This window comes from Sphingomonas flavida (assembly GCF_036663655.1).
GTDB lineage: Bacteria > Pseudomonadota > Alphaproteobacteria > Sphingomonadales > Sphingomonadaceae > Sphingomonas.
Window position 1 is genome coordinate 1 of the sequence record NZ_JAXOJH010000010.1, and the last position, 23,268, is coordinate 23,268.

A 23,268-nucleotide genomic window follows, 5' to 3' on the forward strand; every position below is an offset into this window, starting at 1 on the left:
GTCGAACGGGTTCATCGACATCTTCACGTTCGCCAGATCGACGCCCGTTCCGTCCGCCTTCACGCGCGGCTTTACGTTATAGTCCAACACCCGCTTCACGGGCACGACGATCTTCATCGCGATTCCTTCCCAGCCTCATGGCCTGTCATGCCGCCGTCTTAAGCGGCCTTGCGAGTGCATCGCAAGCATTCAGCCGGACCAACGAGAAAGGGGCCCGGACGTTTCCGCCCGAGCCCCTTCAAATCGGTCCGTCAGGGCCGAAGGTGCGCTTTAGGCGACCTTCTGCACCTCGGCGACGATCTTCTTGGCGGCGTCGCCCAGATCGTTGGCGGGGACGATGGCGAGACCCGAATTGGCGAGGATTTCCTTGCCCTTCTCGACATTCGTACCCTCGAGGCGGACGACCAGCGGAACCTGCAGGTTCACTTCCTTCGCCGCCGCGACGATGCCGTCGGCGATGATGTCGCAACGCATGATGCCGCCGAAGATGTTGACCAGGATGCCCTTCACCGCCGGATCGCTCAGGATGATCTTGAACGCCGCGGTGACCTTCACCTTGTTCGCGCCGCCGCCGACGTCGAGGAAGTTGGCCGGGAACATGCCGTTCAGCTTGATGATGTCCATCGTCGCCATGGCGAGGCCCGCGCCGTTGACCATGCAGCCGATGTCACCGTCGAGCTTGATGTACGCCAGGTCGTACTTCGACGCCTCCAGCTCCATCGCGTCTTCTTCGGTGGTGTCGCGCAGTTCCATCAGGTCCTTGTGACGGAACATGGCGTTGCCGTCGAAGCCGACCTTGGCGTCGAGCACCATCAGCTTGCCGTCCTCGGTGACGGCGAGCGGGTTGATCTCGATCTGCTCGGCATCGGTGCCCAGGAACGCGGCGTACAGCTTCGACGCGACATTCGCGGCCTGCTTGGCGAGGTCGCCGGTCAGTTCCAGCGCGGCGGCGACGGCGCGGCCGTGATGCGGCATGAAGCCGGTCGCGGTGTCGATGTCGATCGAGTGGATCTTCTCGGGCGTGTCATGCGCCACGGTCTCGATGTCCATGCCGCCCTCGGTCGAGGCGACCATCGAGACGCGGCCGGTCGCGCGGTTGACGAGCAGCGCGAGGTAGAATTCCTTCGCGATGTCGACGCCGTCGGTCACGTACAGGCGGTTGACCTGCTTGCCCGCATCGCCGGTCTGGATGGTGACCAGCGTGTTGCCCAGCATGTCGGTGGCGGCGGCGCGCACTTCGTCGGCGGTCTTGGCCAGGCGGACACCGCCCTTGGCGTCGGGGCCGAGTTCCTTGAACTTGCCCTTGCCACGGCCGCCCGCATGGATCTGCGCCTTGACGACGTAGAGCGGTCCGGGGAGCTTGGACGATGCCTCGACGGCTTCCTCGACGGTCATCGCGGCGAAGCCGGCGGGGACGGGCACGCCAAACTTGGCGAGCAATTCCTTGGCCTGATACTCGTGGATGTTCATGCGCTAGCCTTCCGCCTCTCGGGTGGTTCTAGGGAAATTGGGTGTGGCTAAAGCACAGGCTGGCACACAAATCCACCCCGAAACGGCGTTATTGCAAATGCATCGCAGGTGCGTTTGACTGTGCTGCGAGTCGTTCGATCAGCACGATGAAGGGAAATACGCGCAAATCGGCCGCAGATGCGCTATATCGGTGCGATGCACTGGACCTTCGGTATTCTCCTGTTTGTCGGCACCGTGATCTTCATGGAGGGATTCGCCTATGCGGCGCATCGCTGGATCATGCACGGCCCCGGCTGGTTCCTGCATGAAAGCCACCATCGGCCACGCACCGGCAACTGGGAATGGAACGACCTCTACGCCGCGATCTTCGCGGTGCCCTCGTTCGTGATGCTCCTGGGCGGCGCGCAACTGGGCTGGTGGAGCGGATTTGTCTGGATCGGCGCGGGAATCGCCGCTTACGGAGCGATCTATTTCGGCTTTCACGACGTTATCGTCCACAAGCGACTGCCCAGCCGATATCTGCCCAAGTCCGATTATATGAAGCGGATCATCCAGGCGCACCGGCTGCATCACGTCGTCGAGACGAAGAAGGGGACGGTCAGCTTCGGCTTTCTGATCGCCCCCAGGCCCGAGGAGCTGAAAGCCGAGTTGAAGCGTCGCGCCCATGCCGGAGTCCGCCGCCCGGTGGGAGCGCGTCAGGATCATGAGGCGTTGGCGGAAAAGTAACCTTCTTTCCCTTATGGAGGGGGCGCTATGGATAACCCGGTCTTCACACCGCCATTTGAGCCGATCGCCGGCCAGGACCTCCGCCGCTCGCTGCGGCATGCCGTGCGGATGCGCGCGCATCTGCGCGACAAGGGGCAGACCCGCTTCGAGATCGACGTGGTCGACCTGTCGCCCGAGGGGTTTCGCGCCGAAACCGGCTTCACGCTATGGCCCGGCACGATCGTCTGGCTGACCGTACCCGGTCTTGCGCCGCTCGAGGCGGTGATCGCCTGGCGTGACCGCTTCAAATATGGCTGTGCCTTTTCGAAGCCGCTCCACCCGGCGGTGTTCGAGCACATCATCAGCCTGGGGAATCGCTGAGGCATAGGCTTCAGGCGTTTTTGCGGGAGGTAAAGCCCTCCCCCATCCCCTCCCGCCTGCGGGAGGGGCGTGCCCCGTTCGATCCGCTTGCGCCTTTTGAGCCCCTCCTCCCGGCAGGGGGGAGGGGTTTGGGGTGGGGGCTAGGCCACGAGTCAGACGCTCGTGGCCAGCTTACCCCACAATCAGTCGAACAGGCTCGACACGCTCGTTTCGTCCGCAATGCGCTTGATCGCCTCGCCCAGCAGCGGGGCGATGGGCAGGTGGCGGATCTTGCCCGTCGTGTTGATCGACTCGTGATTGCCGATCGAGTCGGTGATCACCAGTTCGCGCAGTTCCGAACCATCGACTCGCGCCACGGCGCCGCCCGACAGCACGCCGTGGGTGACATAGGCGACGACATCCTCCGCCCCGGCCTGGCGCAGCGCGGCGGCCGCGTTGCACAGCGTTCCCGCCGAGTCGACGATATCGTCGATCAGGATGCAGAAGCGTCCCTCGACGTCGCCGATGATGTTCATCACCTCCGACTCGCCCGCACGCTCGCGACGCTTGTCGACGATGGCGAGCGGCGCGTTGTTCAGCCGCTTGGCGAGCTGGCGCGCGCGGACCACGCCGCCGACGTCGGGCGACACGACCATGAGGTTGTCGTTCTTGAACCGCGCCAGGATGTCCGCCGACATGACCGGCGCGGCATACAGATTGTCGGTCGGGATATCGAAGAATCCCTGGATCTGCCCGGCGTGCAGGTCGACCGACAGGACGCGGTCGGCACCCGCGACGGTAATCAGGTTCGCCACCAGCTTGGCCGAGATCGGCGTGCGCGGACCGGGCTTCCGGTCCTGGCGCGCATAGCCGAAATAGGGGATCACCGCGGTGATGCGGCTGGCCGACGCACGCTTCAGCGCGTCGATCATGATCAGCAATTCCATGAGGTTGTCGTTGACCGGATAGCCGGTCGACTGGATCACGAACACGTCCTCGCCGCGCACATTCTCCTGAATCTCGACGAAGATCTCCTCGTCGGCGAAGCGGCGTACCAGCGCCTCGGTCAGCGGCACCTCCAGATAGGAGGAGATCGCCTTCGCCAGCGGCAGGTTCGAATTGCCGGTCATCAATTTCATGCTGTATCCCGTCCCCGCAGACAGTCCCTAGTCGCGGCCCCTTTAATCGCGCTGTCACAATAGCGCAAAGGTGATTCCCCGATTATGGCGGCGGGCATGACCGTGACCCGTTTCGCTCCTTCGCCCACCGGGCGGCTGCATGTCGGCAATATCCGCACCGCGCTGCACAACTGGATGTACGCGCACAGCACCGGCGGCCGTTTCCTGCTGCGCATCGACGACACCGATGCCGAGCGCAGCGAGGAACGCCATGTCGATGCGATCCGGGCGGATCTGGCCTGGCTGGGCCTGATCCCGGATAGCGAGGTGCGCCAGTCGCAGCGTTTCGCGCTCTACGAGTCGCGCTTTGCCGAACTGGTGGCGGGCGGCCATGTCTATCCGGCCTATGAGAGCGCGCAGGAACTCGATCTGAAGCGCAAGATCCAGCTCGGGCGCGGGCTTCCCCCCGTTTATGACCGGTCGGCATTGGCCTTGACCGAGGACGATCGCGCCAAGCTGGAAGGTGAGGGCACCCGCCCGCACTGGCGGTTCAAGCTGGACCATGGTGCGCCCATCGAATGGAACGATGCGGTACGCGGCCCCCAGCGTTTCGACCCCGCGACGATGAGCGATCCCGTCATCCGCCGCGCCGACGGGACATGGCTCTACATGCTGCCCTCGGTGATCGACGATATCGACATGGGCGTGACCCAGGTGGTGCGCGGCGAGGATCACGTGTCCAACACCGCCTTGCAGATTCAGATGTTCCAGGCGCTGGGCGCGGAATTGCCGCGATTCGCCCATGCCGCGCTGCTGACCGGCAATGAGGGCAAGCTGTCCAAGCGACTCGGCTCGCTGGGTGTCGATCACTTCCGTGAGATCGGGATCGAACCGCAGGCGGTGCGCGCGCTGCTGGCGCGGATCGGCACCAGCGATCCGGTCGAGCCGGTCGCCGACATGGCGCCGCTGATCGCCGGATTCGATTTCACGCGCTTCGGCCGTGCGCCTGCGCGCTTCGACGAGGCGGAACTGGCGCAGCTGAACGCGCGCATCCTCCACCAGACACCGTTCGAGGCGGTTGCCGACCGCCTGCCGACCGGCATGGGCGAGGCGGAGTGGGAAGCGGTGCGCCCCAACCTCAACACGGTGGCGGAGGCCGCCGACTGGTGGCAGGTGATCGAGGGGCCGGTCGACGCGCCCGCGCCGGCCGAGGACGACCGCGCCTATCTGGCCCAGGCCGCCGAGGTGGCGGCTGCCATCGACTGGTCGAACGATCCCTGGGCTACGCTGACCGCCGCTTTGAAGGACGCGACGGGACGCAAGGGCAAGACGCTGTTCCTGCCGCTGCGACTCGCGCTGACCGGCCGGGCGCAGGGGCCGGACATGGCCGCGCTGCTGCCGCTGATCGGGCGGAATCGGACGATCGCGCGGCTGTCCGCCTGATTTACCGTACGGCCTTTCATTACCGCACCGCCTCGCCCACATAAGGCGGGCAACACGTAAAGGAGCGTCTTTTGGCCACGTTGGGAATGTCGCCCGCCGACAAGGAAGCCGTCACCGCCTTCCGCCGCGATGTCGTCGAGCCGTCGATGACCAAGCTGGTCATCCTGGATTTCTGGGCGGAATGGTGCGGCCCGTGCAAGGCACTGGGCCCGACGCTGGAGAAGGTCGCCGAGGCCTATGCCGACAAGGGCGTCGTGCTGGCCAAGATCGACACCGACAAGAACCAGTTCATCGCCAACCAATTCCAGATTCGCTCGATCCCGACCGTCTATGCGATGTTCCAGGGCCAGCTGGTCGCCGACCTGACCAGCGCGCGGACCGACAGCGCGCTGCGCACCATGCTCGACCAGTTGCTCAAGCAGTTGCCGATCCAGTCGGAGGCGGCGGACGCGGCGGCCGAGCTGGAACCGCTGATCGCGATGGGCGAGGAAGTGTTGGACGCGGGCGACGCCGAGCGGGCGCTGTCCATCTTCCAGCAGCTGCTCGAGATGGCGCCCGATCATCCCGCCGTGCTGTCGGGGCATATCCGTGCGTTGCTGGGTGCGGGCCGCATCGAGGAAGCCGAAGCCGCGACCGAGGCTTTGCCCGAGGGGCTCGCCAATGATCCCGCCATCCACCGTGCGATCGCGACCGTGTCGCTGGCGCGCTCGGCTCCCCCGGCGGCGGACTATGCGGGGCTTGCCGACGAAATCGCGGCCAACCCCGACGATCACGAAAAGCGTTTTGCCCTCGCCAATGCGCAGATGGCGGCGGGCGACCGCGACGGGGCGGCGGACAATCTGCTCCACATCGTGGCGGCGGATCGCGCCTGGAACGAGGATGCCGCGCGCCAGCAGCTTTTGAAGCTGTTCGAGGTGGTCGGCATGACCGATCCCTGGGTCTCGCAGCAGCGGCGGCGCTTGTCCGCCATATTGTTCGGGTAAGGCGAGGTGGCGCGGCTCTCGATCTTTCCGCTGGCGGGCGCGATCCTCTTTCCGGGGATGCCGATGCCGCTGCACATCTTCGAGCCGCGCTACCGGGCGCTGGTGTCCGACGCGATGGCGCGCGACCGGCGGATCGGCATGGTCCAGCCCTCGGGCGAGGGCGATACGCCCAGCCTCTACCAGATGGGCTGTGTCGGCCGCATCGCCGAGGTCGAGGCGATGGAGGACGGCCGCTATAATCTGGTGCTGGAAGGTGTCTCGCTGTTCCGCATCATCCGCGAGCTGGAAGTGGCGACGCCGTTCCGCCAGGTCGAGGCCGAGCTGTTGCCGGTGATCGATGAGGATCTGCTGTCGCTCGGACGCCGGGCGTCGCTGGAACAGGAATCGCGCCGCTTCGCCGAGCTTCAGGGTTATGCGGTCGACTGGGACGCGGTCGGGCGACTGGATGACGAGAGCCTGGTCAACGGCATCGCCCAGATCGCGCCGTTCGACGTGGCGGCGAAGCAGGCGCTGCTCGAGGCGGTGGACCTGGAACAGCGTGCCGAACTGATCATCCAGCTGATGCAATTCTTCGGTCGCCATGACGGCGAGGATCGGGTGACGCTGCAATGAGCCTGGACCCGTGGCTGCTCGAACGGCTGGTGTGCCCGGTGACGCGCACGCGGCTGCGCTATGACGAGGCCGCCCAGGAGCTGGTGTCGGAGGCGGCGGGCCTCGCCTATCCGATCCGCGACGGCGTGCCGGTGATGCTGGTGGAGGAAGCGCGGGAGCTTTAAAATCCTCTCCGGCACGAGGAGGATCAGATCAGCCGCCCGACCAGAGCTACCAGCACGATGACCAGCGCCGCCACGCTGGAATAAAAGCCCAGCGCAAAGCCGAACGCCCGCGCCACCGCGCCGCGTGCGTAATTGGCCCAGAACAGCGTCCGCCCCACCGAGAACAGCGCCGCCAGCAGCGGGATCAGCGCGCTCGACCCCTCGACCACCCAGGCGAGCCCCAGATAGGCGGGGATGGCCAGCACCACCTGCTCCAGCGTGTTGCGCAACACCGCCTGCGCGATGGCGATATGCGGTGAATCGGGGCTGCCATCCGCCGCCGCGTCGATGTCGGCGGGTGATTCGAACCGCAGCGCCGCGACATGACCGATCGCCGCCGCCAGCCAGAGCGCGGCGACGGTCGAGGCCGCCACCGCACGCAGGACCCGGTCGGTCGGGGACAGCGGATGCCCGATGCCCCATCCGACCAGCAGGGTCAGCATCACAACCACCAATGCGGCGGCCATGCCACGCGCTACGCCGCGTTGGCGGCGGTCGCGGATCGGGGTTCGGACGGAACGAGTGGGGTGATCAGGCCCAGGGGTCATGATTTGTGAAACGTCAAAACGGGATTTGGGATCCCGTTTGGCATCATTTCAAGCGGGTCGCTTGGGGCGTACCCACCCCCATTCCCTCCCACTTGCGGGAGGGGGGCGTCTTTGGTTGGCCCTGCGCGCGCCTCCAGGCACGCCCCTCCCGCAGGCGGGAGGGGAGGGGGAGGGAACGGTACTCTATGGACCAGCCCCTCCGAACTAAACCATCACGCCCTGCAACAGGCGCGGCAAATCGCCGGTTTCGCCGCGCGCCTCGGCCATGAAGCGGTTCTTCAGCGGCGGGATATGGTTGATCGCGGTGATGCCCAGCCGCCGGACCGCGCTGGCGGTCTTGCCGGGCACGCTGAAGATGCGGTTGAAGCTGTCGGTCGCCACCGACACCATCAGCGTGTCGAGCCCGCGCCACTGCTGATATCGCTGGAGCAGCGCGGCATCGCCCAAGTCCATGCCGGTGCGCTTGCCCTCGACCAGCACCTCCACCAGCGCGGCGACGTCGCGGTAGCCCAGGTTCACGCCCTGGCCCGCGATCGGGTGGATACCGTGCGCCGAGTCGCCGACCAGCACCAGCCGTTCGCCGGTCATCGTCGCGGCCCGGTGGAAGCCCAGCGGATAGGCAGAGCGCGGGGCGGCATGGGACAGCGTGCCCAGGAACCCGCCCATGCTCTTCTCCGCCTCGACCAGGAAGGCGCGGTCGGACAGCTTCAGCATCGCATCGCCGTCACGCCCCGGCACCGACCAGACGATCGCCGAGCGGTGCCCGATCTCGTCATCGGGCAGCGGCAGGAGGGCGAAGGGGCCGCTGGGATAGAAAATCTCGAAGGCGATATTCTCGTGGGCGACCTCGTGGTGGAAGGCGCTGATGATCGCCTTGTGGTCGTAATTCCAACGCGCGACCTTGATCCCCGCCGCCTCGCGCGTCGGCGACTGGCGACCCTCGGCGGCGACCAGCAGGGGGGCGCGTACCGTGGTGCCGTCGCTGAGCGTCGCGGTGACCCCCGCCGGACCGCGCTCGACCGAGGTGGCGCGGGTCTGCATGCGCAGGTCCACCAGCTCGGCCTCGATCGCCGCCTCGTTGATCGCGCGGCGCAGCAACTTGTTCTCGAACATCGTGCCCAGCGCGCCGTCATCGGCATCGGGGATGAAGTCGAGCGCGCCCGGCTCCAGCCCGTCGCTGACCCGGATATGCCGGATCTCGCAGCCCTTGCCCGCCAGTTTCGCGCCGATGCCGATCGCGTCCAGCATCCGCCAGCTCGCCGATGCGACCGCCGAGGCGCGCCCGTCGAAACCCGGGGCCAGCGTGACCGCCGGATCGGCGGGATCGACGATGATCGAAGACAGGCCATGCGCGGCCAGACCGACACCCAGAGTGGCCCCGACCAGGCCACCGCCGAGGATGATGACGTCGCTATCCATGCCCATGCTCCTAGACCTTCACGATCCGCCAAACAATGCGCGACCCGATAATAGAGGGGGTCGCCGCGCCTTGACGTGGGAACCGCCAGAGACGATAATTTTTCCGGGATTTTTCCCGTATTTTCGGACATTTTCTGAAGGACAACACCCATGGCCAGCCGCGCGCAGCCGGTTCTATGGCGCGAGACGGTGAAGGCGGGGGCGGTGCGCAGCGGTGCGCTGGTCGCCGCGCTTATCCTGTTCGGCGTGACGCTGATGCTGGTGCTGGCGCTGGCCAGCTACCGGGCGAGCGACCCGGCGCTCAACACCGCCTCGGGTGCGGTGCCCGCCAACTGGATGGGGCATCCCGGCGCGTGGATCGCGGACATCGCGCTGACCCTGTTCGGGCCCGCCGTCGCGCTGATCCTGCCGGTCGGACCGATCATCGCGACCCGGCTGTGGCGTGATCGTCCGGCGGGCCACTGGGTCAGGATGCTGCGCCAGGCGGTGATTGGCGTGGCCCTGATGGCGTGCGCCCTGTCCTTCGTGTCCGACTCGGCGGTGCTGGCCCTGCCTGCGGGATGGGGCGGGGTGATCGGCCTGTCGGTCGCCAGCCTGGTCGACTGGGCGCTGGGCTTCACCGGACAGGCGGCGGTCGTCACCTGGGGATCGGTGGCGATCGGCCTGGCCTTCGGGCTGGGCGGTGCGCTGATCTGGGGACGCAGCCTGGAACTCGACCTGGCCGAGCGCGGTCTCGCGCGGCTACGCCGCCGCCGTGCGGTGAGCGAGGATGGCGAGGCGCTGCCCTGGGACGATGAGGACGAGGCGCTCTATGACGAAGACGAGGAGGACGAGGAACCGCTGACCCTGGCGCGCAAGGCGGTGCCGGTGCGCGAGGATCGCCCCGCCCCCGTCATCGCCGACCGCCAGGTCGCGCCCGCCCCCGCCAAGCCCAAGACGGCGGCGGACCGCGACGCGCCGTACCAGCTGCCCGGCCTCGACCTGCTGACGCCCGCGCCGCCGTCTCCGGCGGGCACGATCGACAAGGCGGCGCTGGAGCGCAATGCCCGCCTGCTGGAGAACGTCCTCGACGATTTCCGCGTCCAGGGCGCGATCGTCGAGGTGCGCCCCGGCCCGGTCGTCACCATGTACGAACTGGAGCCCGCACCCGGCATCAAGGCCAACCGCGTCATCGCGCTGGCCGACGATATCGCGCGCAACATGTCCGCCATCTCAGCGCGCGTCGCGGTGATTCCGGGGCGCAACGTGATCGGCATCGAGCTGCCCAACGCCAAGCGCGAGATGGTGTCGCTGCACGAACTGGTCGCCTCGCAGAGCTTTGCCGACCAGGCCGCGCAGTTGCCGATCATCCTGGGCAAGAATATCGCGGGCGACTCGGTGGTCGCCGACCTGGCACCCATGCCCCACCTGCTGGTCGCAGGTACGACGGGTTCGGGCAAGTCGGTCGGCCTCAACGGCATGATCCTGTCGCTGCTCTATCGCCTGACGCCCGAGCAGTGCCGGATGATCATGATCGACCCCAAGATGCTGGAATTGTCGATGTATGACGACATACCGCATCTGCTCTCGCCGGTCGTGACCGACCCGGCCAAGGCGGTCCGCGCGCTGAAATGGGCGGTCGAGACGATGGAGGACCGCTATCGCCAAATGTCCTCGGTCGGCGTGCGCAGCCTCGCCAGCTTCAACGACAAGGTGCGCGCAGCCAAGGCCAAGGGCCAGCCCCTGGGTCGCAAGGTCCAGACCGGCTATCACCCCGAGACCGGCCAGCCGGTCTATGAGGAGGAAAAGCTCGAATACGAGCCGCTGCCGCAGATCGTGGTGATCGTCGACGAGCTGGCCGACCTGATGATGACGGCGGGCAAGGAGGTCGAATTCCTGATCCAGCGCCTGGCGCAGAAGGCACGCGCGGCGGGCATCCACCTGATCATGGCGACGCAGCGCCCGTCGGTGGACGTCATCACCGGCGTCATCAAGGCCAACCTGCCGACCCGTATCAGCTTCCATGTGACCTCGAAGATCGACAGCCGCACCATCCTGGGCGAGCAGGGGGCCGAACAGCTGCTGGGACGCGGCGACATGCTCTACATGCCCGGCGGCAAGGGCATCGTGCGCGTCCACGGTCCCTTCGTCTCGGACGACGAGGTGCACCGCGTCGCCGATCACTGGCGCGCGCAGGGGCAGCCCGATTACATCTCGTCGGTCACCGAGGAACCGGCCGAGAGCTTCGCGCTCGACGGCGCACCGACCGGCGAGGACACCGCCGAGGACCAGCAATATCGCGCCGCGATCCAGCTGGTGTGCGAGAGCCAGAAGGCCTCGACCTCCTGGCTCCAGCGGCAGTTGCGCATCGGGTACAATTCGGCGGCGCGGCTGATCGAGCGGATGGAGACGGACGGCATCGTCGGACGGCCCGACCATGTCGGGCGGCGCGAAGTGCTGCGCGATACCGAGGGGCATCCGATTTAAGCGGTGCGGTGTGATCTGAGGGGGAGTGCCCCCACCCTCCGTTCAGCCTGAACGAAGTCGAAGGCCAAGGGTGAACGCGGCCCCCCGGGGCGGGGCGGTTCGGGAGGGCCGCTCCTGATCTTCTACACCGAGGGGGGCGCGCATCGGAGCATCCCCTTTGACCACGTTCGTTCCGTGGCCTTCGACTTCGCTCAGGCGGAACGGAGGTTTGGAGCTTGATCCAGCCAAAGCCGAAGCATCACCCCGGCGGAGGCCGGGGTCCAGTTAGGGATGGGGTTGTGATGATCCGGTGCGCTTCATCGCTGAGGCCTCCGCAACTGGACCCCGGCCTTCGCCGGGGTGGTCAGGTAACAGTTCAGGGCAGGTGGATCAAACTCTGGTTGGGTGGGGATGAATTGGGCCTAATCGGGTCGCGCCTAACTCCAAAACCCGTTCGCACTGAGCGAAGTCGAAGTGCACGCCCTGCAGCCGTGCCAAACCATTGAACCTACCCCTTGGCCGGCTTCAACGTCGCCGAATCGATGTGCCACCGCCGTTGCTCGGCGCTGGCACCGGGTACGTCGTTGACCCGGCGCACGACATATTGGCCGACGAAGCGCTGTTGCCGCCCGTCGTTCAGCTGCGCATCCACGGTCACGGGGATCGTCGCATAGGTCGATCCCGCCGCGCCTTCGCTGGGCGGCAGGGTTCCGATCGTCACGCGGGTCGCACGGGTGTCGGCAAACCCCTTCTGGAAATCGGCGAAGCGCTGGCCGGGGCGGCCGTCGGGGCCCCATTGGGTCCAGGCGGTGCTGTAGTCATGCGCGTTGATCGCCGAGTAATAGCGGCGCACCACGGCGGCGGCCGCCGCATTGCTCCGGGGATCGACCGCGCAACCCGGGATGTTCGCGGCATCGTCACCGATCAGGGCGCAGCTTCGGGCGATCTCGTCCTCGATGATCGCGCAGCTGTTCACGGCATTGCATGGCGGATGGGTGGCGGGGGATACCGAGGTGCAGATCTTCACCAACCGCTGCGCCGCCGCCTGGCCGCGCTCCGCCGCGCAGGACAGCACGGCATCCGCGTCGGTCGGGGCGGACCGCTTGATCGGCGCGGGCAGCGATGCGTTCGGTGCCGTGTCGGGCACGACGGCGTCCGCTTCCCGGGTCGAAGCCGGAACGTTCGCCGCGATGTTGCGCGGTGCTTCACCATCACGGCCGTCGCCGCCACCGCAGGCGGCCAGTGGCAGGATCAGGGGACCGAGCAGAAGGGCGGCAAGCGGTTTCACGGGGCGAATCTCCGACAGGGCTGACGGCGATCAACGCATTGCCCGCCGCCCGGGCTCCCTCTCGCCCCGAACCCCCGCCCGAGGTTAGCGGGACAGGGCGATCAGCTGCGCCACGCTCTGCGTCTGGGTCTTGTGGAACACCGCGGCACGGTGATCCTCGATCGTCTTGGTCGAAAGGCCGAGCAGCGTCGCCATCGCCTTGTTGCCATGCCCCTGGACCATCAGGTCGAACACCTGTCGCTCGCGCGGGGACAGGTCGCCCAGCCGGGCGGCGGCGGCGCGCGCGGCACCGGACCACGCGATCCCTTCGCGCAGCGAGGCGCAGAGCCGGTCCTCGTCGATCGGCTTGTCGAGATAGTCGATGCCGCCATGCCGCCGCACCGCGTCCACCGCATGGGCCGCGCTCGGCCAGGCGGTCATGAACAGGATCGCGACATGGTGGTCGAGCGTCCGCAGCCGCTCGGCAAAGCCGAAGCCATGCCAGTCGCCCATCATCACATCGGTGACCACGGCGTGCGCGGCGGCGTGCGGATAGGCGGCGAGCAGGGCGGCGGGATCGTCAAAGGCACGCGCGACGAATCCGTGTCGCGCCAGCATCCGCGCGACCGAGGCGGCGAGGTCGGCATCGTCGTCCAGCACATGGACGGTGCCCGGCGCGGCGGGTTCGGGAAGGGCGGGACGAAAAGGCATCAGCGTGTCTCGATCAGGGGAAGCGATAGGGTGGCGTGGACCAGGCCATCGGTGTCCCGCATCCGGGTCAGATGGCCGCCATGCGCCTCGACAATGGCGCGCGCGACATGGGTGCCGATGCCCATGCCGCCGTCCTTGGGCCCGGTGCGATCGGCGGCGGCGGGGTTGCGGACATGGATGACGACACGCTCACCCTCGACCGTGACGCTCAGGGCGACGGGGATGGTCGAGGCGGTGGCGGGCAGCTCGCGTGCCGCCTGGATGGCATTGCGGACGAGGTTCATCAGCGCCTGTGCCAGCTCGACCTCATGCGCCGTCACGGTCCAGGCGGGATCGACCGGAGCGATGGTCATCGCCACCCCGGCCTCGCGCGCCTCGCCCCGCGCCATGGCCGCCACCATCTCGACCAGGACGGCGACCGCCAGCGGCTGCGGCCCGCCTTCGGCATGGCCGCCGAAGCGGCGCAGCCGCCGGATCAGCGTGGCCAGGTGATCCGCCTTGCGATCGATCAGCGCGGCTCCCTCGGCAATCGCGTCGTCGCGCGTCGCGGTCAGCTTGTGCAAATGGCGCGCCTCGATCGCCAGGGTCGACAGCGGCTGGCTGATCTCGTGGATCACCGCCACCGACATGGCGCGCAACGTCTTCAGCCGCTCGGCCTGGAAGAGCAGCCGGTCGCGCCGCTCCAGCGTCGCACGCGCCGCCGCCTGCGCATCGGCGAAACTGCCCGCCAGATACCCCGCGACGACGATGGTGGCGAGCGCCAGGTGGCGCTGCAACCGCTCGGGCGTATCCATAGCACCCGCCGTGTCGGGCAGGACGAGCAGGACGACGACCAGCAGCGCGAGCCAGGCGAAGGTCCGCCCGAACCGCAGCCCGATCCACGCGACCGCAACCAGCACCGGCGCGGGCTGCATCCCCAGCCCGGCCTCCGCCAGCATCCAGGCCAGCCCCATACCGAGCGCCAGCACCCCCGCCGCCTCGACCAGCGCAAGCGGGTTGGGCCATCGATACGACCCGCCCCCGCCTGTCCGCCCGACCAGCGCCTCGGCGATCCATAGCAGCGGCGGCGCGACGAACAGCGTGCCGAGCAGGTCGCCGACCACGAAGGCGGAGAGCGAGAGGATCACCTCGTGACTGTTCGTGACACCGGTCAGCTCGGGATTGTAAAGCGCCTGTGGCACCGCCAGCGCGGCCCCCGCCAACGGCGCCAGCGTCGCGGCCAGCCCGAACGGCATCGGCGCAGTCAGCAGCGTGCCGAGCCGATGGCTCGCCAGATAGCGGATGCCGGTGACGGTCAGGCCGTAGGCCAGGACCGGGCGCGTAATCCCCCAGATCGTCATGCCCCAACCCGCCCAGGTCAGCGTCACGAAACCGAAGACGACATTGTCCGCGATCTCGATCACCGCGATCGCCGGCGTCAGCCGCGCGCCCATCCGCCACATCAGCGCCAAGCGGACCCCGGCCGCCGGAAACCAGAGCGAGTAGAAACCCGAACCACTCCACAACTGCGAAAAGCGGTGGGTCGCGGCAAAGGCCAGGCTGTAGAGCGCCAGCGCGATCCAGTCGTCCCGGTCCAGCCGCCAGCGCCGCCGCGGCGCGCGGTCCTCCCCATGAATGGCCGACCGGGCACGACCGGCGGCGAGGGGGAGGGAGGGTGTCATCGCCATGCTGTCTGGACCGGTCGGGGCCATCGCGGCATCCGGGAATTTTCCGGATGGACGGTGGTTACAGCCCATCGGCGTTCATGATCGCTTTGCCTTCCCTCGCCCTTGTCCAGGGGAGAGGGAAAGAAGACACGAATGAAAGTCGGCTTCAGATCGTCGGCGTGCCCTGGGGAGCGGCCTGCGTCGTCGCGGCGTCGGGTACGGGCGGCGCGTCCGCCATCGGTGTCGTCACGATGGGCGGGGCGACCTGTGCCGGGGGCTGGGTCGGGGCTTGCGCGGGCGACGGCGTGGCGGCGGAGACCAGCGCGGCATTCTCGATCACGTCGAGCGCGCGGCGCGCCAGCAGGTAACGCTGCGCGGCATGTTGCCAGGCACGCGCGCCATCGGCACCGGGCAGGCGCGCGACCTCGGCCCGCGCCGCATCGACTTGGCCGCCGTCGAGCAGGCGGCGAACCCGTGCCAGCCGCTCGACGGGGTTGGTCGAGGGCGCGCTGGCCTCGCGAATGACGATCAGGCGGCCCAGCTCCTGCCGAAGCCCTTCCCACCAGCCGTCATTGCCGTTGACCACCAGATCGGGCGCCAGATCGTCCAGCCCCTGGCGCAGCGCCTCGATCGTGACCGGCTGGCGCGACGTCGCGATCAGGACCGACACGGCGCTGGGCGCGGTCGTGCCGAACCGGATACGCAACTGCTCCTCCAGATAGCCGAGCGGCTGGCCGCGATCGACCGCGCGGCGCGCGGCGGCGGCGACCAGGATCGATTCGGCGCGGCCCGCCTGCGCCCCCGCCGTCGCGGTGTCGGTGGCGAGCGTGGCAGCCCGCGTCTCGAGCACGGCCAACTGCGCGGCCAGCGTCGCCTCGCGGCTGGCGAGTGCGACCGGATCGGCGGAGGTGCGCGCCGCGTCGCTTGCCGGGGTGGTGCCGGTGCCGGGCTTGGTGGTCGCGACCTGGCGCGTGGTGGCCGCCGTGCCGCCGAACCAGGATATGTTGCGCATCGCATAGGCCATCAGCAGGCACCCTGCGACAAAGGCGATCAGAAACAGCGCGATGATGGCGCCCGTACGGGCGCCGCGCGGGGGCGGTCGGTCGATCGGCGCGAAATCGTTCATGCGCTGCTTATCCCCGTGGCGGCTGTCCGGGTCAACGCCCGCGCGGCCGCCACCACCGCGTCGTCGCGCGGTCCGTCGGCCACCACGACATCGGCCCAGCCCGCGCCCGCCGTCTGGGCGACCTTGGCGCTGATCGCGACGAGGGTCACCATGCTGCGCGCGAGCCCCGCTTCGTCGAGCAGCATGGCCAGGCGCTGTGCGGCGCGGGCGGAGTGGAGCAGGACGGTTTCGCCCGCCAGTGTGCCGATGATCTCGGGGGGGATGGCGCAGGGGTCGGCGGCATAGACGGTCCGCACCATCGCGCCCGTCTCCACCCGGTCGCGCCCCGCCAGATGCAACAGGCGGGTCAATCCCGCCGCCTTCGCCTCGGCGACCACGGCGGCGGCATCGCGCGTGCCGGTCAGCACGACCGACAACCCCGCCGCGCGCGCCGTCGCCGCGGTGGCGGGGCCGACCGCGACCACCGGCTTGTGCCGCAGGTCATCCAGTCCCGGCCCGGCCAGCCGCACGGCTTGCGCGCTGGTCAGGAGGAGCGCGTCGACCATATCCGGATCGGGCGGCGTCCATTCGACCGCTCGGGCCTCGAACAGGGGAATCCACCGCGCCGTCAGTCCCGCCGCATGCAGCGCGGCCATCGTCGCGCCGTGACCGGGGGCGGGCCGTACGACGACGACGGCCATGCGGGTCAGCCCCCGGCGAACAGGCGACGCACTTCGGGTGCGGCGCGTTCGAGCAGGTCGACGGCAAGGCGCGGGCCCAGTTCCTCGTCGAGCGCGCCCTCGACCCAACCGCTGACCCGCGACGACCCGTCCTCGGCCAGCAATTCGCCGCGCAGCGTCAGCATCTCGCCCGAGAGCGAGGCGAGCGCCGCCACCGGGCTGTGGCAATCGGCGGCCAGCGCGGCGAGCAGCGCGCGCTCGGCCATGACGCAGGCATGGGTCTCGGCATGGTCGATCGAGGCGACCAGCATCGTGGCGGCGGCATCGTCCGCCCGCGTCTCGATCCCGACCGCGCCTTGCGCAGGGGCGGGCAGCATCTGGTCGGTCGGCACCGCGTGACCGACCTCGCGCCCCAGCCGGTCCAGCCCGGCGGCGGCGAGCAGCGTCGCGTCGATATCGCCATTCGCCACGGCGGCCAGGCGGGTGTCGACATTGCCGCGCAACAGGGTGATGGTCAGGTCGGGTCGATGCGACAGCATCTGTGCACGGCGACGCGGGCTGCTGGTCCCGATCACCGCGCCGGGGCGCAGCTCGGCGATGGTTTCCGCGCCGATCAGCCGGTCGCGGACATCGGCGCGGGGCAGCATGGCGGCGATGTGCAGCCAGTCGGGACGGATCGTCTCGACATCCTTCATCGAATGGACCGCGGCGTCGATCTCGCGGTCGTACAGCGCGCGGTCCAGTTCCTTGGTCCACAGTGCCTTGCCGCCGATCTCGGCCAGGGCACGATCCTGCACCCGGTCGCCGGTGGTCTTGATCGGCACGATCTCGACCGCGTCCTCGCTCCACCCCTGCGCCTGCGCCAGCGCCGCGCGCACCATCTGCGCCTGGGTGAGGGCCAGCGGCGAACCGCGCGTACCGAGCCGAAAACGAACCATGGACATGCCTTTGCCGCAACACGCCCCCCTTCGACAAGTTGGCAACGGGCGGGTATGGGATGGTTCATGCTGATCTTGGGACTGGAATCCTCGTGCGACGAGACCGCCGCCGCGCTGGTCACCGATGACGGCCGCGTGCTGGCGCACCGGCTGCTCGGGCAGGAGGCGGCGCATGCCCCGTTCGGCGGCGTCGTCCCCGAAATCGCCGCGCGCGCGCATGTCGAGGCGATGGAGCCGCTGGTCGCCGCCGCCTTTGCCGATGCGGGCGTGCGCTTGTCCGATGTCGACGCGATCGCGGCGACGGCGGGGCCGGGGCTGATCGGCGGGGTGATGGTCGGGCTGGTCACCGGCAAGGCGCTGGCCCATGCGGCGGGCAAGCCGCTGATCGCGGTCAACCATCTGGAGGGCCATGCCCTGTCGCCGCGCCTGTCGGACCGCGAGCTGGCCTATCCCTATCTGCTGCTGCTGGTATCGGGCGGGCATTGCCAGCTGCTGCTGGTCGAAGGAGTCGGGCGTTATCGGCGGATGGCGACGACGATCGACGATGCGGCGGGAGAGGCGTTTGACAAGACCGCCAAGCTGCTCGGGCTGGGTTATCCCGGCGGACCGCGCGTCGAGGCGGCGGCGCGGGAGGGTAACGCTTATGCGGTGCCGTTGCCCCGCCCGCTAAAGGGCTCGGCCGAGCCGCATTTCTCGTTCGCCGGGTTGAAGTCGGCGGTGGCGCGCGCGGTCGGGCATCACCGGCCGGAGGATATCGCCGCCTCGTTCCAGCAGGCGGTGGTCGACTGCCTGATCGACCGCACCCGACGGGCGCTGGCCGAGGTGCCGCCGGTGACGGCTTTGGTCGTCGCGGGCGGGGTCGCGGCGAACGGCGTGATCCGCGGCGCACTGGAAGGACTTGCCGCCGAGCATGGGCTTCGCTTCGTCGCGCCGCCGCTCTGGCTGTGCACAGACAATGCCGCGATGATCGCCTGGGCGGGGGTGGAGCGGTTCCGTGCGGGGCTGACCGATCCGCTCGACACGCCCGCCCGCGCGCGCTGGCCGCTCGATCCGGCGGCCGAAGCGGTGCGCGGCGCCGGGGTGAAGGCATGAGGATCGGGGTGATCGGGGCGGGGGCCTGGGGCACCGCGCTGGCGCAGGTGGCGGCGCATGGAGGCCGTCCGGTGCGCCTCTGGGCGCGCGATCCGGCGGTGGCCGAGGCGATCAACACGACCCGCACCAACCCGCTCTATCTGCCGAACATCGCGCTCTCGCCCGGCATCGAGGCGGTCAGCGATCCGGCGGCGATGGCGGACATGGACGCGCTGCTGGTCGTGACGCCCGCGCAGGCGGTGGGCGCGGTGTTGGCGACGATGCCGGTCGGGTCCAGGCCGCTGGTCCTGTGTTCAAAAGGGATAGAGGCGGGCACCCGGCGGCTGGTCGGCGAGGTCGCGCGGGCGATCCACCCCGATGCGCCGATCGCGGTCCTGTCCGGCCCGACCTTCGCGCATGAGGTGGCGGCGGGCCTGCCGACGGCGGTGACGCTGGCGTGCGAGGAAGCGGGTTTGCGCGAAGCCCTGTCGCAGCGGATCGCGGCGCCGCATTTCCGGCCCTATGCCACCGACGACGTCACGGGTGCGGAGATTGGCGGGGCGATCAAGAATGTCCTGGCCATCGGTTGCGGCGTCGTGGAGGGTGCCGGGCTGGGTCAGAATGCCCGCGCCGCCCTGATCGCGCGGGGCTTTGCCGAGATGACACGGTTCGGGCTGGCGCGCGGGGGGCGGGCCGAGACGCTGGCGGGACTGTCGGGCCTGGGCGATCTGGTGCTGACCTGTTCGTCGACCGCCTCGCGCAATTTCTCGCTGGGCGTCGGCCTGGGGCAGGGGCGATCCGCCGCCGAACTGCTGGCCGACCGGCGGACCGTGGCGGAGGGGGCGTTTACCGCGCCCGTCCTGCGCCAGGCGGCGGCGGAGGCCGGGGTCGACATGCCGGTGTGCGAGGCGGTGTGCCGGTTGCTCGAAGGCGCGGGCGTCGGCGAGGTGATCGGGGCGCTATTGGCCCGGCCGCTTAAAGCTGAGGGTAAATGACCCCCACTCCCACCCTCCGTTCCGCCTGAGCGGAGGGTAGGGTCAGCCTGAACCGCGCGGGGAAATAGGCCGAATGGAGCATCGAGGCGTTACCGCAACACCTGCCGCGCCAGCGCCCCGCACGCCGCATTCTGCGCCTTCGGCCCGGTGTCACCGGTGATCGCCCGGCCGATCGACTTGAAGATGTTGCCGACCGACTTCACCTCTTTCGGAATCACCAGATCGGGTTGCTGCAGCGTGCCCCCCACCGTTGCCGCCCCTGCCAGCCGGAGCGTCGCGCCCTGTTTCGGCGCACCGGTCAGGCGCAGGGCCAGCCGCTCGTCGGGAAAGTGCACCGTCCCCGTCCCGTCCAGCCGACTGCGCGAGGTATCGACGATCAGCGGCGCGACGCGTCCCGTGCCGTTCGTCATCGCAACGCCCAGGACCAGACAGCGCAGGCTCGCCTGGCCGCCATCGCCCATGAAGGCCGCACCGGCGTCGAAGCCCAGCGCGGTCGCATAACGATCGGGCAGCGTCCCGTTGGCGACGACCAGTCCGATCCGCCCGTCCGCCCGCCCGATCGCTGCGCGCACCGTCTCGCCCATGCCCGCCAGCACTGCGCGTGCCGCGACCCGGCCGGTGATCCGCGTCTCGCCCGACAGCGACAACACGCTCGCTCCACGCAGGCGCAGGTCGACCGACAGGCGCGGCATCTTCGCCCCACCGCTCTGGTCGACCACCGCCTGTCCCGTCACCACGCCTTCGCGCAGTGCCAGGCGAATGTCGCTGATGGTCAGCCGCTGATGATCCATCGTCATCCGCCCTGACAGGCCGGTGATCGGCGAGGCACCCTGCGCGCTGACCACCCGGCCCGCCTTGAACCGGATCGTACCGTCGGTGGTGTCGATCTTGCCGATATCGATCCGTGTGTTGGGCACCAGGCGCGGCCCGATCCGGCGTTCGAGCGCGGCGGCCTCGGCGCGACCTTGCGCGGAGGACAGGTCGTCGAAATCGAGCTGCCCGGCCGCCACGTCGCCATCCAGCAGCGTGCGTCCGCCCTTCTTGTCGACGGTCAGCCGTCCGGTCAGGTCGGAGCGGCCGATCCGACCCTTCAGGTCGGTGATCGTCCAGCGCAGGCGTTCGTGGCGGACATGCGCGGTCAACTGGACGGCGCGGGTCTGGAACAGCCCGGCCTCGATCACCGCGTCGATCCGCTTCAGGTCGTCCGCCTTTGCGGAGAGGTCCAGCGACATCGCATCGGTGTCGAGCGGACGGTCCATCGTGCCGACGGCCTTCATGGCCAGCTGATCGCCGGTGATGTTGGCGGTGAAGGGCCAGGGGCCGGGCTTCACCGCCGCACCGGTGAAGGCGATCCGCACCGGCGCACCGCGCACCCGGCCCTCCCCCTCGGCGCGGACGCCGCGATCCGGGTCGGCGGCGACCTTCAGGATCGCCTCACGATCCTCCTTGGCGTCGCGGTAGCGGACCACGCCATCGGTGACGGTCAGTCCTTGCAGATCGGTCGCGCTGCCACCTTCTTCGGGTTCGCCGGGGCGCGACCAGTTGGTGTGGCCCTGCTTGTCGCGGACCAGCGCCAGCCGCAGGCCCGACACCCGGATGTCTTCGGGCACGAACGCCCCGCGCAATAGCGGCCAGACCGAGAAGCGGATCTCGGCCCGCTCCACCGCCGCGAAATCGCCCCGTCCGGCCCATCCGGCCTGCGGGATTTTCAGCGCCTCGACCGCGATGGTGGGGTGAAAGCCGATGCCGTCGACGCGGTGGACCGAGCCGATCGTCACCGGTCGTCCGAACCGCTCGGTCGCGGCGCGACACACCGCGCCGCGCAGCATACCCCAGGGAAACACCGCCAGGATCAACAGGAACAGCAAGGGGAGCCCAACCAGCAACCCGACCAACACCCGCGTCCGGCGCGGCCATCCCCTCTCCCGTGTCATCCCCGTCCGACGCGCGAATCGGAACTTCGTTCCGCCTGCGTCAGGACCACCGCGCACGATTGTTGCCCCCGGGCTCCCCGCGCCCTAGATATGGCCGAATTGCAAATGGGAGCTCCCTGCGTTGGTCCTCATCCTTCAGATTCTACAGATTCTGCTCAACGTCGTCTGGTGGATCATCATCGTGCAGGCGATCCTGTCCTGGCTGATCGCGTTCAACGTCATCAACACCTCGAACGACTTCATCCGGTCGGTCTGGTATGCGCTGCAGAAGATGACCGATCCGCTCTATCGCCCGATCCGGCGCATCCTGCCCGATTTCGGCGCGCTCGACCTGTCGCCGATGGTCGTGCTGCTGGCGGTGATCATCCTGGGCAAGATCCTGGATACCGCCATCGCCAATGCGATGTACGGGGGCGCGGTCGTCGTCGGCTGATGCCCGCATGGAGCCCCTGCGATGACGGGATCCGGATCGCGGTCCGGGTCACGCCGCGTGGTGGGCGCGATGCGCTGAGCGCGGGCACGGACGATCATTTCGCCGCGCGCCTGTCGGCCCCGCCGGTCGACGGCGCGGCCAATGCGGCGCTGATCCCGCTGGTCGCGAAGCATTTCGGGGTGCCCAAGCGCGCCGTCAGCATTGTCGCGGGCGAAACCGCGCGATTGAAGCGGCTGCACGTCGCGGGGGACCCGCATACACTGGCGCGTATCGCGCAGGCGCTTTATGGCGGTCAGCCATGACTACCAGCGCCACGATCATTGACGGCAAGGCGTTTGCCGCCGCCCTCCGCACCCGCATCGCCACCCAGGTTGCGACCTTCCGCGAACAGGCAGGCCGCGCGCCGGGCCTGGCGGTCGTGCTGGTCGGCGAGGATCCGGCCTCCAGCGTCTATGTCCGCTCCAAGGGCAAGGCGACGCGCGAGGCGGGCATGGAGAGCATCGAGCATCGCCTGCCCGTCGATACCGACCAGGCGACGCTCCTGGCGCTGGTCGAACAGCTCAACCAGGATCCGGCCGTCGACGGCATCCTCGTCCAGCTGCCCTTGCCGGGCCAGATCGACGCGCAGGCGGTGATCCAGGCGATCGACCCCGACAAGGATGTCGACGGCTTCCACCCGGTCAATGCCGGGCGGCTGGCGACGGGCAGCGAGGGTTTCGTGCCTTGCACACCGCTCGGCTGCCTGATGCTGCTCAAGAGCATCCATCCCAGCCTGTCGGGCATGGATGCGGTCGTCGTCGGCCGCTCCAACATCGTCGGCAAGCCGATGGCGCAACTGCTGCTCGGCGAAAGCTGCACCGTGACGGTCGCGCACAGCCGCACCCGCAACCTGGCCGAAGTGGTCGGCCGCGCCGATATCGTCGTGGCGGCGGTCGGCGTGCCGGGGCTGGTGAAGGGCGAGTGGATCAAGCCGGGCGCGAGCGTCATCGATGTCGGCATCAACCGTACCGAGACGGGCCTGGTCGGCGACGTCGAATATGACACGGCGGCGCAGCGGGCCGGGGCGATCACCCCGGTACCGGGTGGCGTCGGGCCGATGACGATTGCGGTCCTGCTGCGCAACACGCTGGTCTCGGCCGGACGGCGCGAGGGCGTCGCGATCGACCAGACGGCGCTGTAAGG

At 68.9% G+C, this 23,268-nt stretch carries 23 protein-coding genes and 1 pseudogene; 12 read left to right on the forward strand and 12 right to left on the reverse strand.

Annotation, left to right across the window (positions count from 1 at the left end; translation table 11 throughout):
- Together U1703_RS12050 and sucC are read right to left on the reverse strand one after the other, a co-directional pair.
- A pseudogene (locus U1703_RS12050) lies at positions 1-117 on the reverse strand (electron transfer flavoprotein subunit beta/FixA family protein); the annotation flags it as partial.
- A 153-nt stretch (positions 118-270) separates the two neighbouring features.
- Positions 271-1,470: an ADP-forming succinate--CoA ligase subunit beta gene (gene sucC / locus U1703_RS12055; RefSeq protein WP_332785900.1), complete on the reverse strand. Its 1,200-nt coding sequence runs from the start codon at positions 1,468-1,470 to the stop codon at positions 271-273.
- A gap of 177 nt (positions 1,471-1,647) precedes the next feature.
- Between sucC and U1703_RS12060 the strand changes: the two genes are divergently transcribed.
- Together U1703_RS12060 and U1703_RS12065 are read left to right on the forward strand one after the other, a co-directional pair.
- On the forward strand, positions 1,648-2,196 hold the full coding sequence (locus U1703_RS12060; RefSeq protein ID WP_332785901.1) for a sterol desaturase family protein: 549 nt from the start codon (positions 1,648-1,650) through the stop codon (positions 2,194-2,196).
- A gap of 27 nt (positions 2,197-2,223) precedes the next feature.
- Positions 2,224-2,556 carry a pilus assembly protein PilZ gene (locus tag U1703_RS12065; protein WP_320453521.1) on the forward strand — a complete coding sequence of 111 codons (333 nt, stop codon included), beginning with the start codon at positions 2,224-2,226 and terminating at the stop codon, positions 2,554-2,556.
- 182 nt (positions 2,557-2,738) lie between these two features.
- Here the strand turns inward: U1703_RS12065 and U1703_RS12070 are convergent, their stop codons facing one another.
- Positions 2,739-3,674, reverse strand: a complete 936-nt coding sequence (locus U1703_RS12070; protein ID WP_042487036.1) for a ribose-phosphate pyrophosphokinase — start codon at positions 3,672-3,674, stop codon at positions 2,739-2,741.
- 96 nt (positions 3,675-3,770) lie between these two features.
- Here U1703_RS12070 and gltX point away from each other — a divergent pair, with 96 nt between their 5' ends.
- From gltX to U1703_RS12090, 4 genes are all read left to right on the forward strand, one after another.
- Entirely contained in the window at positions 3,771-5,096 is a 1,326-nt protein-coding gene (gene gltX, locus U1703_RS12075) for a glutamate--tRNA ligase (protein ID WP_332785902.1), read from the forward strand.
- 86 nt (positions 5,097-5,182) lie between these two features.
- Positions 5,183-6,079 (forward strand): tetratricopeptide repeat protein, encoded by an 897-nt coding sequence (locus tag U1703_RS12080; protein ID WP_332786010.1) that lies wholly within the window; start codon positions 5,183-5,185, stop codon positions 6,077-6,079.
- Between the two features lie 6 nt (positions 6,080-6,085).
- Positions 6,086-6,691, forward strand: coding sequence for an LON peptidase substrate-binding domain-containing protein (locus U1703_RS12085; protein WP_332785903.1), 606 nt, complete (start codon positions 6,086-6,088; stop codon positions 6,689-6,691).
- On the forward strand, positions 6,688-6,855 hold the full coding sequence (locus U1703_RS12090; RefSeq protein WP_332785904.1) for a Trm112 family protein: 168 nt from the start codon (positions 6,688-6,690) through the stop codon (positions 6,853-6,855). The genes U1703_RS12085 and U1703_RS12090 overlap by 4 nt, the downstream gene beginning before the upstream one ends.
- 23 nt (positions 6,856-6,878) lie before the next feature.
- Here the strand turns inward: U1703_RS12090 and U1703_RS12095 are convergent, their stop codons facing one another.
- Positions 6,879-7,361, reverse strand: coding sequence for an MAPEG family protein (locus U1703_RS12095; protein ID WP_332785905.1), 483 nt, complete (start codon positions 7,359-7,361; stop codon positions 6,879-6,881).
- A 285-nt stretch (positions 7,362-7,646) separates the two neighbouring features.
- On the reverse strand, positions 7,647-8,861 hold the full coding sequence (locus U1703_RS12100; protein ID WP_332785906.1) for a UbiH/UbiF/VisC/COQ6 family ubiquinone biosynthesis hydroxylase: 1,215 nt from the start codon (positions 8,859-8,861) through the stop codon (positions 7,647-7,649).
- A 150-nt stretch (positions 8,862-9,011) separates the two neighbouring features.
- On the opposite strand from U1703_RS12100, the gene U1703_RS12105 reads away from it, so the two are divergent.
- Positions 9,012-11,327 (forward strand): DNA translocase FtsK, encoded by a 2,316-nt coding sequence (locus U1703_RS12105; protein WP_320453526.1) that lies wholly within the window; start codon positions 9,012-9,014, stop codon positions 11,325-11,327.
- Between the two features lie 487 nt (positions 11,328-11,814).
- Here U1703_RS12105 and U1703_RS12110 read toward each other — a convergent pair whose 3' ends face one another.
- The 6 genes from U1703_RS12110 to hemC form a co-directional block, all read right to left on the reverse strand.
- The gene (locus tag U1703_RS12110) at positions 11,815-12,594 is read right to left on the reverse strand and encodes a hypothetical protein (RefSeq protein ID WP_332785907.1); all 780 of its coding nucleotides are present in this window, start codon (positions 12,592-12,594) and stop codon (positions 11,815-11,817) included.
- Positions 12,595-12,678: 84 nt separating this feature from the next.
- On the reverse strand, positions 12,679-13,284 hold the full coding sequence (locus U1703_RS12115; RefSeq protein WP_332785908.1) for a response regulator transcription factor: 606 nt from the start codon (positions 13,282-13,284) through the stop codon (positions 12,679-12,681).
- The gene (locus U1703_RS12120) at positions 13,284-14,945 is read right to left on the reverse strand and encodes a sensor histidine kinase (protein ID WP_332785909.1); all 1,662 of its coding nucleotides are present in this window, start codon (positions 14,943-14,945) and stop codon (positions 13,284-13,286) included. Before U1703_RS12120 ends, U1703_RS12115 begins: the two co-directional genes overlap by 1 nt.
- A gap of 151 nt (positions 14,946-15,096) precedes the next feature.
- Positions 15,097-16,056, reverse strand: a complete 960-nt coding sequence (locus U1703_RS12125; RefSeq protein WP_332785910.1) for a hypothetical protein — start codon at positions 16,054-16,056, stop codon at positions 15,097-15,099.
- The gene (locus U1703_RS12130) at positions 16,053-16,736 is read right to left on the reverse strand and encodes a uroporphyrinogen-III synthase (RefSeq protein ID WP_332785911.1); all 684 of its coding nucleotides are present in this window, start codon (positions 16,734-16,736) and stop codon (positions 16,053-16,055) included. The genes U1703_RS12125 and U1703_RS12130 overlap by 4 nt, the downstream gene beginning before the upstream one ends.
- Before the next feature lie 5 nt (positions 16,737-16,741).
- Complete coding sequence (gene hemC, locus U1703_RS12135) at positions 16,742-17,653, reverse strand: hydroxymethylbilane synthase (RefSeq protein WP_320453532.1); 912 nt, start codon at positions 17,651-17,653, stop codon at positions 16,742-16,744.
- A gap of 66 nt (positions 17,654-17,719) precedes the next feature.
- Here hemC and tsaD point away from each other — a divergent pair, with 66 nt between their 5' ends.
- Positions 17,720-18,745: a tRNA (adenosine(37)-N6)-threonylcarbamoyltransferase complex transferase subunit TsaD gene (gene tsaD, locus U1703_RS12140; RefSeq protein WP_320453533.1), complete on the forward strand. Its 1,026-nt coding sequence runs from the start codon at positions 17,720-17,722 to the stop codon at positions 18,743-18,745.
- Complete coding sequence (locus tag U1703_RS12145) at positions 18,742-19,719, forward strand: NAD(P)H-dependent glycerol-3-phosphate dehydrogenase (RefSeq protein WP_332785912.1); 978 nt, start codon at positions 18,742-18,744, stop codon at positions 19,717-19,719. The genes tsaD and U1703_RS12145 overlap by 4 nt, the downstream gene beginning before the upstream one ends.
- An 89-nt stretch (positions 19,720-19,808) precedes the next feature.
- Here the strand turns inward: U1703_RS12145 and U1703_RS12150 are convergent, their stop codons facing one another.
- A complete protein-coding gene (locus U1703_RS12150; RefSeq protein WP_332785913.1) occupies positions 19,809-21,617 on the reverse strand; it encodes an AsmA family protein in 1,809 nt (602 codons plus the stop codon).
- 157 nt (positions 21,618-21,774) lie between these two features.
- On the opposite strand from U1703_RS12150, the gene U1703_RS12155 reads away from it, so the two are divergent.
- The 3 genes from U1703_RS12155 to folD are packed head-to-tail and all read left to right on the forward strand — an operon-like array spanning position 21,775 to position 23,266.
- Complete coding sequence (locus U1703_RS12155) at positions 21,775-22,086, forward strand: YggT family protein (RefSeq protein WP_056438920.1); 312 nt, start codon at positions 21,775-21,777, stop codon at positions 22,084-22,086.
- Complete coding sequence (locus tag U1703_RS12160; RefSeq protein ID WP_332785914.1) at positions 22,086-22,388, forward strand: DUF167 domain-containing protein; 303 nt, start codon at positions 22,086-22,088, stop codon at positions 22,386-22,388. Before U1703_RS12155 ends, U1703_RS12160 begins: the two co-directional genes overlap by 1 nt.
- Positions 22,385-23,266 carry a bifunctional methylenetetrahydrofolate dehydrogenase/methenyltetrahydrofolate cyclohydrolase FolD gene (folD, locus tag U1703_RS12165; RefSeq protein ID WP_332785915.1) on the forward strand — a complete coding sequence of 294 codons (882 nt, stop codon included), beginning with the start codon at positions 22,385-22,387 and terminating at the stop codon, positions 23,264-23,266. Before U1703_RS12160 ends, folD begins: the two co-directional genes overlap by 4 nt.
- Positions 23,267-23,268: the final 2 nt, after the last annotated feature.